Origin of the sequence: Escherichia sp. WS338, assembly GCF_046486405.1 — a bacterium.
Taxonomy (GTDB): Bacteria; Pseudomonadota; Gammaproteobacteria; order Enterobacterales; family Enterobacteriaceae; genus Escherichia; species Escherichia coli.
In genome coordinates this window covers 1-14,059 of sequence record NZ_JBJQLL010000040.1, presented here as the reverse complement: position 1 = coordinate 14,059, position 14,059 = coordinate 1, and the positions used below count along the sequence as shown (strand labels likewise).

Sequence of the window (14,059 nt, the reverse complement as noted above, 5' to 3'; positions counted from 1 at the left end):
TAGGTGCTTCGTGACTCAATCACATTCACAACGCGTAACACGTTCTGACGTGGCAAAAGAAGCAGGGACATCCGTCGCTGTCGTTAGTTACGTTATTAATAATGGCCCGCGCCCCGTTGCCGAAGCGACCCGACAACGTGTACTACAGGCCATTAAGAAAACCGGTTATCGACCCAATGGCATCGCGCGTGCGCTGGCTTCAGGGAGTACGCAAACTTATGGGCTAGTCGCTCCGGACATCTCGAACCCGTTTATCGCCTCTATGGCTCATGCCCTGCAACACGAAGCCTTTGCTGATGGCAAAGTACTCCTGCTGGGCGACGCAGGCGATAGTAGCTGCCGTGAACGTGAACTCATTAATAATATGCTACACCGCCAGGTTGACGGGCTGATCTACACCAGTGTTGATCGCCATCCTTATATCAATTTGATTCAGGAGAGCGGTACCCCCTGCGTCATGCTCGATCGTGTGGATCCTGGGCTTAACGTCAGCGTTATCCAGGTTGATGAACAACTGGCGGCGATGCAGGTAACACAACATCTTATTGATCACGGATACCGCGACATCGGCATCATCTGCGGCCCGCGTGAAATGCTGAATACTCAGGATCGTATCCGGGGCTGGCAGCAGGCGCTGGAAGCCTCATCGTTAGTGGTCAATCCCTCATGGATTTTTTCGACCAACTATACCCGCGCCGGCGGTTACGAGGCGACAAAACGCATGCTTGAGCACCAACTGCCACGCGCCCTGTTCGCGACAAATGAACAACAGGCTCTCGGCTGTTTACGCGCTTTGGCAGAACATGGGCTGCGCGTTCCTGAAGATGTTGCGCTGGTCTGCTTTAACGCAACACAAGAATCGGCTTATAACGTCCCTTCTTTAACCGCCGTTCGACAACCTGTCGATAAGATGGCCCGTGCGGCAATTGACATGCTGAAAAATTGGGATGGAGAAGTTCGCCGTGTTGAATTTGAGTTTTATTTACGAACAGGAGAGTCGTGTGGCTGCCAAGGGCATGAAGTTCAACCCGAGAAAAAGTGAAAATGAATCGATGCGTATCATTATTGACTGCGATCCGGGGAACGGCATTCCCGGCGCTAATATCGACGACGGTCTGGCGCTGGCGCTGGCCATTGCCGCACCGCAAATCGCGCTGGAAATGATCACCACTGTTGCCGGAAATACGCCGGTAGACGTGGGATATGCGGTCGCTAGAGATCTCATTACACAATTGGATATTCCTGTTGCGGTCTACCGTGGTGCCTCGCGTGCGCTCTTGGAAGATCCGCAACCCTGGCGTGAAAAACTGGATCATGGTGTCGATCAGTTTGGTTTACGGCAACTCTGGTCGAATGTTCCTGCTCCAGCATTGTGCCAGCAGGTAGAACCCCATGCGCCTGAAGCAATAGGTGAACTCATCTGTCGTAATCCAGGCGAAATAACGTTGGTTGCTACCGGCCCCCTCACTAATGTAGCCATCGCCCTGCAGCTTTACCCGCAGATTGTTCACGCGGTCAAAAATATCGTCGTTATGGGTGGCGTGTTCAATGTTCCAGGCTACCTGAAAGATACAAATTTTGGTCTGGACCCTGAGGCGGCTCATGCGGTGCTCACCAGCGGTGCGCCAGTCACGCTGGTCCCGATGGATGTGACAACGCAAACCCAAATGCTTCACGCCGATTTGGATCGTCTAGCAAAAACAGAAAACGGGCTTAGCCGTTATTTGGCACAAACCATTCGACCATGGATTACATACTCTATGCAAACCCGCAATCTGCCTGGGTGTTGGATCCACGATGTGTTAACCATTGCCTGGTTACTGGATCCCTCTCTTGCAACAACGGCTGAAGATTATCTGGATGTATCTCTGGAAGGCATTACACGCGGAATGACTTGTTGCTATGGACGTGACACATTACGCCTCAATATTGGGATCCCTGAACCAAAAGGTGCACAGGTCACAATTCTGCAGAGCATCGATAACCCGCGGCTTATTTCGCTGATAGAGCACTATATCCAGAACTACGGCGCGTAGCCTCATGGGGCAGAAAAGGAGACCTTCGTACACAGTTTGGAGTGAGTTTTTTCCGGAGGAAATATGAATACGTTATCCTTCTTATTATTCAGTGAAGAAGAATCTCTCTTTATTACACTGGGCAAAATTTGCGTCGCGTTTATCCTTGGTGGCATTATTGGCCTTGAAAGAGAATCGAAAGGGAAGCCTGTTGGATTTAAAACGTGCGTCATTATTTCAGTCGCCAGTTGTGTTCTGACAATTGTATCGATTCAGTCTGCAGAATATTACGCTGAAATCTCGATGAATATACGTAGCGATCCGATGCGACTGGCAGCACAGATTATCAGCGGTGTAGGTTTTCTCGGCGCAGGTGTTATCCTTCATCGCCATGACGATGCTATATCTGGACTAACAACTGCGGCTATCGTTTGGGCTTCGGCTGGGGTGGGAATTACATGTGGTGCTGGGTTTTATATGCATGCTTTGGTTACCACTGCTTTGTTCATGATTGCAATAAAACTCAGCTATTTTGTGCTCTTTTTGCAAGCTAAGAATCAATTTCCGGGTAAAGTAAAAGTTCATGTTACTCTTGACGAAAGATCAGGGCTACAAGCCCTGATAGAGTGTATTAATCAACAAAAAAATATTATTGAAGCGTTCACTATTCGCGATGTTAAAAAGGGAAGAATAGAAGTTAACCTTAAGGTCGTGATTAGAAAAAAAATGACATTACCAGAACTATACCATTCACTCTCTAAGCTTGAACATGTTTGCGCTATCGCGCTGGAACACTGAAAGCATCGATTAGAGGCTAAAACAGCAATAAAAACATTCACAATAACAATTAGTCAAGTCTGGATATCATATGTTCACAGAGGCAGAATGCTCTGTGTGGATTTGCCCCTATATTTCCAGACACCTGTTATCACTTAACCCATTACTGGCTTGCTGCCGTAGATATTCCCGTGGCGAGCGATAACCCAGTGCACTATGCGGATGCCATTCGTTATAATGCTCGAATGCCTCTGCAAGGTTCTTTGCTGCCGTTAACCCGTCTGGTTTGGGCATGACACTGATGTAGTCACGCTTTATCGTTTTCACGAAGCTCTCTGCTATGCCGTTACTCTCCGGACTCCGCACCGCCGTGTTCTTCGGTTCAAGCCCCAACATCCGGGCAAACTGCCGTGTTTCATTAGCCCGGTAGCATGAACCATTATCCGTCAGCCACTCTACTGGAGACGCCGGAAGCTCGTTGCCGAAACGGCGTTCCACCGCTCCCAGCATGACGTCCTGTACTGTTTCACTGTTGAAGCCGCCCGTAGTGACCGCCCAGTGCAGTGCCTCACGGTCACAGCAGTCCAGCGCGAACGTGACTCGCAGTTTTTCTCCGTTATCACAGCGGAACTCGAACCCGTCAGAGCACCATCGCTGATTACTTTCTTTCACAGCCACTCTGCCGGTATGTGCCCGTTTCGATGGCGGTACAGCGGGTTTTCGCTCAAGCAACAGCGCATTCTGGCGCATGATCCGGTAAATACGTTTGGCATTGATCGCAGGCATACCATCAAGTTCGGCCTGTCTGCGAAGCAGCGCCCATACCCGACGATAACCATATGTGGGCAGCTCTCCGATAACATGGTGTATACGGAGAAGCACATCCGTATCATCTGAGTGACGGCTGCGGCGACCATCTTTCCAGTCATCGGTTCGTCTGAGAATGACGTGCAACTGCGCACGCGACACCCGGAGACAACGGCTGACTAAGCTTACTCCCCATCCCCGGGCAATAAGGGCGCGTGCGCTATCCACTTTTTTGCACGCCCGTATTCAACGGCTTCTTTAAGGAGTTCATTTTCCATCGTTTTTTTGCCGAGCAGGCGCTGGAGTTCTTTAATCTGCTTCATGGCGGCAGCAAGTTCAGAGGCAGGAACGACCTGTTCTCCTGCGGCCACAGCAGTAAGACTTCCCTCCTGGTATTGCTTGCGCCAGAGAAATAACTGGCTGGCTGCCACACCGTGTTGCCGGGCAACAAGGGAGACTGTCATTCCCGGTTCAAAACTCTGCTGAACAATAGCGATCTTTTCCTGTGTAGTACGCCGTCTGCGTTTCTCCGGTCCTAAGACATCAATCATCTGCTCTCCAATGACTAGTCTAAAAACTAGTATTAAGACTATCACTTAAATAAGTGATATTGGTTGTCTGGAGATTCAGGGGGCCAGTCTACTGTGTTAATTGGTACTGCAGGAATTAAATAATGGTACCCCCTACTGTACTAGCTGTCTCTTGATCAGAGCTCCTGATCAAGAGACTCCATCACCAGGTAACCCTCAACCATATCCTGAAGTCTGAACCAGCCATCCCACATGACTACACAACCGGGGCGACCTGTGCGTTTGCTGTCATGCCATCGCCTCAGTTTCGCCAGTTTCAGACAGGCCCATTTCAGTGTCGGCGTCTGTGACGGAAGCGGTTTTCCTTCCAGCTTAACCCACAGCAGTTTCCACTCTGTCGGCAACAGTATTTTCTCACAGCTGTCATTTTGTGTTTCTTCACTGATACCTCCCTGCCGCAGGCCCAGCACCCGTACCGCGATAAACGCCTTGATAACCACTATGCGCTCAAGGTTATCCCGGGTCTGCATACGCAGCGATTCCACACATGTACCACCACTTTTCCACGCCTTGTGGTATTCCTCTATCAACCAGCGTCGCTCGTAATGGCTGACGATACGTCGCGCATCGGCGGCACTCGCCACTTTTTCTGATGTCAGCAGATGCCAGCAGGCACCGTCCTCTGCCTGCTCCCGGCAACAGACATACGTGAGCGGAAGCGCCTGGCCGCTGTTGTCGGGATTTTTTATGCCGACTTCGCTGTAACTGGTGAACATCCGGGCCTGGCGGGCTGCGCGCCCGCCTTTTTACATCACATTCAGCATGTGGCTTCATGCGGTTGTCAGGACTTCCGGCAGTTCGAAGAGCTTGCCGGGTGCTTCTTCCTGCCGGCTATTCTGTGCAGCACGCACCACGAAGCGCTGTCCGTGGCTGACTTTATAATGCAGGTAATGCCAGATATCCGCTTCCAGGCCACAGACAGTGATTACCCGTTTCTGTATCTCCCCCAGCCGTTCAGCCATACGCTCCGAAGCCTGCTGCCAGCGAGAACTTTCTTTTTCTTCACAGGGACGTTCTTTTCGCTGGTGCTTAACACCGTAGGTGTCCGTGGCCCGACTCCAGCGCTGCTGTTCGATAAGACCGACTGGCAGGGCGCTGTCGGGGGCATACATCAGGACAGAGTGAGCCAGCAGCCCGCGCGTCTTCGGGTTAGTAGTGGTATTCCCTAGGTCATCAAATGCCGTACTGTGGCTGAAACTAATGGTGGTGGTGTCTTCCAGTGCGAGGAGCAGCGGATGTGCCTCACATGCCCTTGCAGTGGCGGTAAATCCGGCTTCGGCAATGGCTTCCGGAGACACTGACGGGTTACGCATCAGGCGGTACGCACCTTCAACCTGAGCAGTGGACTGGGATGATTTCACGATAGAAAGACCTGCATGCTGAGCGAGAGAAGAGGCCAGTGACACAAGGCGTCGTGTACGACGCGGATCACCGAGACTGGCATGTCCAAACTGCTCGTTAGCCCATGAATAACAATCAGAAAGTACCATAACAGACGTAAGCGTTAACGGAGCACCGTATTGACGGTTATTTATTATAACCTTGCGGCTCGCCTCCGGGTACACGAAGAAGGTGGCAACATTCGGCCAGTTTGCCTGCCAGCTGCGACTTATCTGCGGGTACCGTGCATCCCATTCCTTCCCGAACGCATCCAGCGCCTGCAACGCGCCTTCTTCCGTGGCTGTGTGGTAAACCTGTTTCAGGTCACGGGTTACCGCTTTATAGTCTTTCCACGCCACTAACCGCAGGCTGTTGCGTACCATATGTACTATGCACAACTGGAGCTGCGTCTCCGGGTAGACGGCATTAATCGCTTCCGGGAAGCCTTTCAGGCCGTCCACGCAGGCGATAAGGATATCGTTCAGGCCGCGATTTTTCAGTTCCGTCAGTACATTCAGCCAGAACTTTGCACCTTCATTTTCGGCCAGCCACATACCTGGCAGCTCTTTCTGACCATCAAGGTTAATACCCAGAGCCAGGAACACCGCTTTGCTGATAACCCGGCTGTCCTGCCGTACTTTCAGGACAATACAGTCAAGATAAACAATGGGATAAATCGCATCCAGAGGACGGTTTTGCCATTCTACAACCTGGTCGATTACGGCATCGGTGATTTTCGATATCAGCGCCGGAGAAACGTCTGCATCGTACATTTCTTTGAAGACTGAGGTAATTTCGCGAGTAGTCATCCCTCTGGCATACAGCGCCAGGATCTGGTTGTTCATGCCGATAATGCAGGTCTTATTTTTCTTCACCAGTTGTGGTTCGAAGGAACCATCACGATCACGTGGAGTACGTAATTCCATCGGCCCGTCGGTAGTGGGACGGTTTTCGTGGAATAGCCATTACGGGAGTTGGTTCCCGATTTGGGTTGATTTTTTTCATGTCCCAGATGGTGAGTCAGTTCAGCGTTGAGAGCAGCCTCAACTTTGATTTTCTTGAGCAGGCGATCGAACTGACTGAGATCTTCAGGAGTTTTGAGATTTTTGGCCAGTTCGTTAGCCAGAGCCTGCCAATTGTTTGTCGTCCATAAATTCACCTTCATTTGAAGGTGAATTGAACATACCAAAATCAGGCAATTACACAAATCTATGTACAGGCTCCTTTCTGGTCCAGAATAATACGGTTATCCTTCACTTCTGTCATCCTCTTTTGGTATATTGGGTCAGTCTTATTTATTTTTTAATATATATCACATTTTGACACATCGGATTCTGATATTTTATAAGCAGCATACAGGCGCTTTTTATAATGAGTATTTTCATGGCATGAAATCAGTAATATTTACTGGTAGTCCGTAATCACACCACATATTCTTTCGGACTTACTCCATCATTTACTGGATTTATATCCCAGAATTCTGATACCAAGAAAAAACCAGTGGGAATACTCGTTTTGCTGATATTCCAATAACATTCTGCTTTTATGGCCTTCTCAGGAAGGTTGAGTGTTTTTGTACAAAAAAGGAGTGTATTTATGAAAACAATTACAGTCTTACTTACTACAGTATTATTCAGTATGTCAGCCAGTGCAGCACTGACTCCGGCATGTGAAGAGTATTATAAAGAAATCGATAATTTTGTAGCAAAGATGAAGGAAATGGGAACACCAGAAGCACAGGTTAATACGCTGAAACAGCAATATGAACAATCCCGAAAACAAATTGCAGCTTTACCTGACGCCAGTCAGGATATGGCCTGTAAGCAAGGACTGGATGCACTGCGGCAGTCAATGAGCGCTGCAGGTATAAAATGAAGGTTTTCTGATTTTTCAGGGGCTATTGCAGGCCCCTTTTTACATCATAAATAATGATATCACTTAATGTATTACAAAATGTTATAACCAGGGATATTCCCAGAATTTATAATTTCCTCCTGTACTTTTCACCATGACACAGAAACGCTATACATCGCGGTATTTCTGCAGGGTACGGGCTGGATATGGGTAAGCGTCTCGGTAGAGAGACGGTTAATGAGTCTAAGAATTACTCTTCTTTTAGCTGTGAAATAAGGAGGCGTTAAGAATATTTATTAAATAAAGGCCCGCTTTTAAAATGGGCCTTAAGGGCAAGACGATGTATAAAATATTTTATCTATTGTTCATAAATTGATACGATAGCTTTACCATCGTTGCCGATAGTTCCACGATACATCCCTTCTGTATTGAAACTCATAGTATAATTACCATTCTTATCTAGAACAATGACACCACCACTACCATTAATGTTTTTAACTTCATCAAGCGCATTTTGAGCTGCTTCTTTCAATGGTGTATTTTTATATTTCACCTGAGCAGCAATATTGTATGCAGTTGAAGTTCTAATAAACATTTCTCCAGTACCTGTAGCAGAAACAGCAACGGTATTATTATCGGCATAGGTTCCTGCTCCAATTATTGGCGAGTCACCTACGCGTCCGTAACGTTTATTTGTCATACCTCCTGTTGATGTTCCAGCTGCCAGATTACCATCTTTGTCCAACGCGACTGCTCCAACAGTTCCATATTTATAGTCGTAGTTCTTTGGGGGGAGTAAAAGAGATGCTGATTTACCATTATGATCAAGGGTTATTTTTTCGTCTTTTAAAGCGTTCTGTAGCTGTTGCCAACGGAAATCAGTTTTGAAATATGCTGGCTCAACCATAACTAAGCCTTGCTCTTTTGCAAATAGTTCCGCACCATTAGAGATCATTAATACATGAGGGCTTTTAGTCATAACTGCATAAGCAGCGTTTATAGGGTTTTTTATGGTCGTCACTCCTGCAACGGCTCCGGCCATTTTGGTTTTTCCATCCATAATTGCAGCATCAAGTTCGTTTTTGCCATCATGAGTAAAGACAGCGCCTTTTCCAGCATTGAAGAGGGGAGAGTCCTCCATAACATTAATTGCACGCTGAACAGCATCAAGGCTACTTCCTCCACTATTAAGCACAGCATACCCAGCATTTAGTGCATCTGTTAACTTTTCTCTGTATTGTTTTTCTTGTTCAGGTGTAATAGTATCTTTTGTTATGGTGCCAGCTCCACCATGAATTACAAGGCGTATTGGCGTTTGAGATTCAGCGTGAGCATATCCTATACACAATGCGAAGGCTGCCATTACTGTTATACCTTTTATTTTATTCATAACTCCTCCTTTTGTCTGAAGTTTATACAATATAAATATTTAAACTTTTTCCATTATGTTTATTTGACTTCTATCAAAAAAAATTATGCTAATTCGATTTTGCAAAATTTAATTGCACGCAAATAATATGCACATATTTTTTAGTGTAATGAGTGACTTTTATGGATAGGTTCCCGCTGACCTCTATCACCATACTTCCCCCCGCTTTCAGTAGGACATCCGTGTCTGACTTTATATCGAGATTTCATGTGGAAGAGATAAATGCCGGACCTTGAGAAAGAAATATAACTCCCCAGTCTCGTTGAACCCTCTTGTTGATCCACTTTTCAAGTACGTAACGATCCAAGTTCCGCCTGCCGTCCAAGGCGTTTGGTGAAGCAGCACGGTCCGTCACTGTCAGCCCACAACTTCCGCTCCCACGGGCGCGCCACCGCGCTCTTCTTCTCATTCACCTTCTGTTTCAGTTTGCTCTCCACGAACGCCCTGATGTCCTTCAGCAGATGGTCGCCCGCTTTCCGGCTGCTTACGTAGATGTTGCAGTCGTCTGCGTAGCGGCAGAAGCTGTGTCCACGATGGCGCTTAACTGCTGCGCTATCGCCTGCTGGATAAGCCTGTCCACCACCGTCGGGATGCCTAAGGTTCTCACGCCGCCATCCGGCTTCGGGATATCCATCCGGCGTATTGCCCGCGGCTGGTAGTTTCCGTCAATCAATACCTGCCATACGCTGCGCCAGTTCTTCTTCAGCCACGGTTTCAACTCCGCCACACCTTTGTTTTCCACCACGCGCTGATAAGCCAGCATCAGGTTTTCTCTCGTTATCACCGCTTCCATCGTCAGCGGCACTTCCGCTTTCGTTTGCCCACCCGCCGCCGTGCTGATTTCAGCGCCATCATGCAGCCCTGACGGATACTGTCCGTCTCCTCTGCCGCTGGCCGCAGTTGCCTGCGCGTGTGCTTCATTAATCATCATCGGGTTCGGATGTCCTAATCACAGTTAATCATGTTCGGCCCTTCATGCTGCCGGTTTTGCAGCACTACTACGGCGTCGGCTGACTTCTGCCGCCCCATCCCGGCGCCTCACGGCACCGGTAGCACACTGGCAGGGCGACAGATCTCCCGGGGTAATTCACGCGACTTTCCTGCTTATGCCTGTCGGCTTTACGTCACAGCGTTCCGTGTGAGTATCGGGCTTTGGTGATTTGTGCCACCTTACCCTGCTGCGCCGCCTTAACCGCTTCCTGTTCGTCAGGCCAGCATTTTGCATCCGGCTTCCTTCAGATTTCACCTCGCGATGAACACCCTTGCCTTCCGCTAACACTTCCCCTCACCGGGTGTGTGGAGGACTTTCACCTCTTAGTCGTTCTTCAGCCACCACAGTTGAAGAACAGCGCCAGTCACGGCGCTACGCGCCATGCCCGGCGCACATATGCAACGAGCGCCGATGTAAACGGCACCCGTAATATTTTAGCTGCAGGGCACGCCGTACTTGCCTGTAAAGAGATGGTGCAGTCAGGCCTTTTGTTTAAGCAGGAGCCCACCGAAATGATTCCGGCAATAGCCTGATTAGCAGGAATCCACATCCTTCTGGGCGTGGAGGATGACAATCTAAAACAAGTTAATAAAAAATACCGATAATCGCAGAGTGAAAAACAAAACCAACTATCAGGGGTAAAGCAGTGCGTTTTACCACTTCGAAGGGAGTTATATTTGCTCCACTGGAAACCGCTATAACCACGCCAGATACGGGAGACATCGCACGCCCCATATGGGAAGCCTGCTGCATAGGCAGGATCATCGATATGGCATTCACGCCCATGCTGGCAGCGATTTGTGGTATCAGTTCAACAAAAGCCAGAAATGGCGCATTGCCCGATCCCATAATGACAGCTGCAGCCAGTGTAACCAGAGCAAAAACGATGCCCATCGCAAAAGGGGGTAACCCAACGTGCTCTGCCATCAAAATTAATTGATCTATCGCGCCAATGCTTTTAATCCCATGAGCAAACACACCTGCGGCCACCAGTAAGCCCACCACGCCGGTAAATGCTGTCCCCATTCCTTTCAGGAAATGGGTAAACCCGTCACATACAGCTTTCAGATCACATTTACGGACCCATTCGATCAGCATGCAAATTGCCATTGAGATAAGAACAATCGTAATGATATTGAGATTAATTCCGGTGACAAAAATCTCCGATGAGCCAACGGCCATCAGGATCGGTAGCATAGGTAGCAGAGCATAATAAGCCGGCGTACTGCCTGCTTTTATGACCGTTGTCGTACCAATTTCATGAGGTAATGTTCCAGCTTTACGATCACAGTGTTTCTGCCAGAAAAAGTGGCTGATACCGACAATCAGAACAGTCGCCAGAGCAGCAGGCCCCTGATGATAGACAACATACTCCACCACATCCATATTTACCGCTTCAGAGCCTCGTATGGCGTCAATGGCTGTCGGTGTGTACGCCACACCAAGAGTGGTGGCAATTACCCCTGCGGCAGACGCTGCTGACAGCCCGAGTCCGAGCATAATAGGAAACATGGTTCCCATCAGTAAAACAGCAAGTCCGGTAGCTGAGGGGATAGCCAGTTGAAGAAGACTGGCGAAAAGATAAGAGAAAAAAAGCAGAACATAGGGGGAACGTAATGTCCGTAATGGCCGGGTTACCACACGGACAACCGCTTCATTCGCACCGATATGGTCCATGTAATGCGCAAATCCCATCAGGGTCATAATCATCAGACCGAGATCAGCCGCACGGGTACTGAATAAATTGCGCATGACTTCGAAAGGATCAAGAAAACTAATTCCTGTACCGGACACGCCCTTCGGTAACACTGTGCCCCAACCGGTAAACCAGGTACAAACCATCAGCGCAAGCCCGGCAATAAAAAGCACGGGTTCTGCACGATATCCTTTCAGGATTAAGCGAGCAACTATCACGATAACAAGAAGCGCGATAACAACTTTAATCATGACTCACGATTCCCTGTGGTGAACCCATTGAATGTCTCCTGAATGATGGCAATAACCACATCACTTGCCGCCCGAAGTGAACGGACTGGAAGATATTCATAGATAGAATGGAAATTATGTGCGCCGGTAAAAATGTTCGGGCAGGGTAATCCTTTTTGTGAAAGAACAGCGCCATCATATCCTCCACGCATCGCCACCGGTGTCGGAGTAATACCACATCGTTGGTAAGCTCGCAGTGCAATGTCGATGGGATAATGCCCCTCTCCCTGCAGACTGTTAAAGACATTGGCGTACCGATCGCTCAGTTGGCAGATCACGCTTCCTTCTCCCCATAATGCACAAGCACTTTCTGCAAGCTGGCGTACAAATGTCTTCCGGGCGTGATATCCTTCCTCGCTGAAATCTCGTATATCCAGTTTTAGTACAGTTCTGGCACTGTTTCCCTGTAACTGTTTCACCCAATAATAGCCTTCGCGTCCTTCTGTATATTCAGGCGCTTCTCCTCCTGGCAACATCGAAATGAATTTGTGAGCCATCAAAAGAGAGTTCTTAAGCTTGCCTTTCGCTGACATAGGGTGTGCAGACTGGCCGGTAAAGATAATTTCTGCATCACCCGCATTCCAGTTTTCGTAAACAAATTCTCCAATACCGCAGCAATCCAGAGTGTAGCCAAAATCTGCGCCAAACTCTGAAACATCGAAGGCTTTGGCCCCCCGTAACCCCTGCTCTTCATCTGGCACAAACCCAACTTTAACTTCTCCATGCCTGATTTCAGGATGAGAAATCAGAAATTGAAGTGCGTTCATTATGGCCGCCAGCGCCGCTTTATCATCGGCCCCCAGAAGGCTGGTACCATCTGTCACTATAAGATCATCGCCAATATAATTTTTGAGCTCCGGGAATTCACTCTCACGCAAATAAATATTCAGTTCAGGGTTCAGACAGAGATCGCCCCCATTATAAGGTAATCGTTGCGCTTTTGTATCGGCTGTCTGTTCGGCACTGGTGTCCAGATGTCCAAAAAAGGAAACGACGGGGATTGTTTCGTCAGTATTTGCAGGGAGTGTTGCTGTTACGATAGCATTCTCTCTGAGAATAATATCCTCCATACCCAATGCTTCAAGTTCACTCACCAACAATTTCGCAAGTTTCATCTGACCAGGAGATGAAGGCATGATCCCTTTTGCGCCGTTTTCTCGTGAGGTAGTGGTATTAATTTTTGTATAATTGATAAAGCGTTCGACAATATCCATTGAGATGCCTTCTTCAACATTTTCCAGATTTTAGGGACAGTTTATTAACACCTTCTGACTCTGAAGAACGTGAATTTATGCTATGTTCAGGCTGTCATTTTTCCAAGAGAGAAATGATAATTATGAAGAGCCTTTGCATGATTGAACATAAAATACAGACTCCATTACAGTATGGCGTTTTTTTAGCTTGTGATGATTAATGCCGTTACACCCTGAAAGACGATTTAGTGATCAAATCATCTAAAAATAATTAATCATAATGGATGTTAAAATCCATGATCTAACTCAAATTACAAACCATTAAAGCGGAAGATGGAGTGGAAACATTACGTTTTCTACTCTATTCCAAGATTTATCAATTAGAAGTGCAATAACATTCCCGTGTAAAAACTCTTATCTTAATAAGAATCACCATGAGTGACTATATCTACAACGCTGGAAAACCTAGCAGAGATATAGGTTTTCTATGGTGGTAAACAGGTTGTTTTTCTGAAGGATGTGACCAAACCGGGATGCTATTATAAAATAGTTCTACTTAATCATGATTTAAAAAATCAGCATTAATAATAAGTTTGATTGCGGAATTGTTTTTTTTGATCTTAATCATATTAGTGCAGCGTTATCTGCATATTTCGGGCTTTTACTGGTTATATTTGATTGCTAAATAACCCACTAATTTTAACGTTATAAAAATGTGCTTGATATCACGTTTTAAGTTTATCTTATTAGTTTAAATATATTCCATTAGATGGTAATGGTTATGTCATCTGGTGATTATAAGTATTCATTCTTAATGTTGGATAAGTGTTTTATGAAAACAATTTGTTATTGTCACATTGTTTTCGAAAAATGGAGTTAGAAAATTATGTCTCGTATTGAAAGCGATTTCCTTGGTGAGCGTGAAGTTCCGGATGATTGCTATTATGGTGTTCAGACACTTCGTGGAAAAGATAATTTCCATATCACTGAAATGCCAATGAGTCAGGAGCCTTTCTTCATCATTGCCTTCGGTTATG

General features: G+C 47.3%; 9 protein-coding genes and 5 pseudogenes. 5 read left to right on the top strand and 9 right to left on the bottom strand.

Features of this window, described 5'->3' with window-relative positions; genetic code table 11:
- The first annotated feature begins 10 nt into the window (after positions 1-10).
- The 3 genes from ACJHWT_RS21895 to ACJHWT_RS21885 all read left to right on the top strand — a co-directional run bounded on the left by ACJHWT_RS21895 (position 11) and on the right by ACJHWT_RS21885 (position 2,813).
- Positions 11-1,042: a LacI family DNA-binding transcriptional regulator gene (locus ACJHWT_RS21895; RefSeq protein ID WP_000194408.1), complete on the top strand. Its 1,032-nt coding sequence runs from the start codon at positions 11-13 to the stop codon at positions 1,040-1,042.
- Positions 1,043-1,052: 10 nt separating this feature from the next.
- The gene (locus tag ACJHWT_RS21890; protein ID WP_001439119.1) at positions 1,053-2,036 is read left to right on the top strand and encodes a nucleoside hydrolase; all 984 of its coding nucleotides are present in this window, start codon (positions 1,053-1,055) and stop codon (positions 2,034-2,036) included.
- A 63-nt stretch (positions 2,037-2,099) separates the two neighbouring features.
- The gene (locus tag ACJHWT_RS21885; RefSeq protein WP_001094740.1) at positions 2,100-2,813 is read left to right on the top strand and encodes an MgtC/SapB family protein; all 714 of its coding nucleotides are present in this window, start codon (positions 2,100-2,102) and stop codon (positions 2,811-2,813) included.
- A 108-nt stretch (positions 2,814-2,921) separates the two neighbouring features.
- Here ACJHWT_RS21885 and ACJHWT_RS21880 read toward each other — a convergent pair.
- The 3 genes and pseudogenes from ACJHWT_RS21880 to ACJHWT_RS21870 all read right to left on the bottom strand — a co-directional run.
- Positions 2,922-4,150, bottom strand: a protein-coding gene (locus ACJHWT_RS21880) for an IS3 family transposase (RefSeq protein WP_085959875.1) whose coding sequence is annotated in 2 segments (ribosomal slippage) — positions 2,922-3,835 and positions 3,835-4,150 — 1,230 coding nt in all. Because the reading frame shifts where the segments join, the coding sequence is not laid out codon by codon here.
- A 155-nt stretch (positions 4,151-4,305) separates the two neighbouring features.
- Positions 4,306-5,679, bottom strand: a pseudogene (locus ACJHWT_RS21875) (IS4 family transposase).
- A gap of 45 nt (positions 5,680-5,724) precedes the next feature.
- Positions 5,725-6,720, bottom strand: a pseudogene (locus tag ACJHWT_RS21870) (IS256 family transposase); the annotation flags it as partial.
- Positions 6,721-7,165: 445 nt separating this feature from the next.
- Here ACJHWT_RS21870 and ACJHWT_RS21865 point away from each other — a divergent pair.
- A complete protein-coding gene (locus tag ACJHWT_RS21865) occupies positions 7,166-7,444 on the top strand; it encodes a DUF5339 domain-containing protein (RefSeq protein ID WP_000849708.1) in 279 nt (92 codons plus the stop codon).
- A gap of 337 nt (positions 7,445-7,781) precedes the next feature.
- Here the strand turns inward: ACJHWT_RS21865 and ACJHWT_RS21860 are convergent, their stop codons facing one another.
- The 4 genes and pseudogenes from ACJHWT_RS21860 to ACJHWT_RS21845 form a co-directional block, all read right to left on the bottom strand.
- Positions 7,782-8,786, bottom strand: a complete 1,005-nt coding sequence (locus ACJHWT_RS21860; RefSeq protein ID WP_001439114.1) for an isoaspartyl peptidase/L-asparaginase family protein — start codon at positions 8,784-8,786, stop codon at positions 7,782-7,784.
- A 115-nt stretch (positions 8,787-8,901) separates the two neighbouring features.
- Positions 8,902-9,173 (bottom strand): annotated as a pseudogene (locus ACJHWT_RS21855) (hypothetical protein); the annotation flags it as partial.
- Positions 9,174-9,220: 47 nt separating this feature from the next.
- Positions 9,221-9,385, bottom strand: a pseudogene (locus ACJHWT_RS21850) (maturase); the annotation flags it as partial.
- On the bottom strand, positions 9,337-9,783 hold the full coding sequence (locus ACJHWT_RS21845; RefSeq protein WP_001333102.1) for a maturase: 447 nt from the start codon (positions 9,781-9,783) through the stop codon (positions 9,337-9,339). The gene ACJHWT_RS21845 and the pseudogene ACJHWT_RS21850, both read right to left, overlap by 49 nt.
- Positions 9,784-10,238: 455 nt before the next feature.
- On the opposite strand from ACJHWT_RS21845, the pseudogene ACJHWT_RS21840 reads away from it, so the two are divergent.
- Positions 10,239-10,376 (top strand): annotated as a pseudogene (locus ACJHWT_RS21840) (RNA-guided endonuclease TnpB family protein); the annotation flags it as partial.
- Positions 10,377-10,428: 52 nt separating this feature from the next.
- Here ACJHWT_RS21840 and dcuC read toward each other — a convergent pair.
- Positions 10,429-11,790, bottom strand: a complete 1,362-nt coding sequence (dcuC, locus tag ACJHWT_RS21835) for a C4-dicarboxylate transporter DcuC (protein WP_410232359.1) — start codon at positions 11,788-11,790, stop codon at positions 10,429-10,431.
- Complete coding sequence (gene pepT / locus ACJHWT_RS21830) at positions 11,787-13,043, bottom strand: peptidase T (protein ID WP_000355772.1); 1,257 nt, start codon at positions 13,041-13,043, stop codon at positions 11,787-11,789. Before pepT ends, dcuC begins: the two co-directional genes overlap by 4 nt.
- Between the last annotated feature and the right edge of the window lie 1,016 nt (positions 13,044-14,059).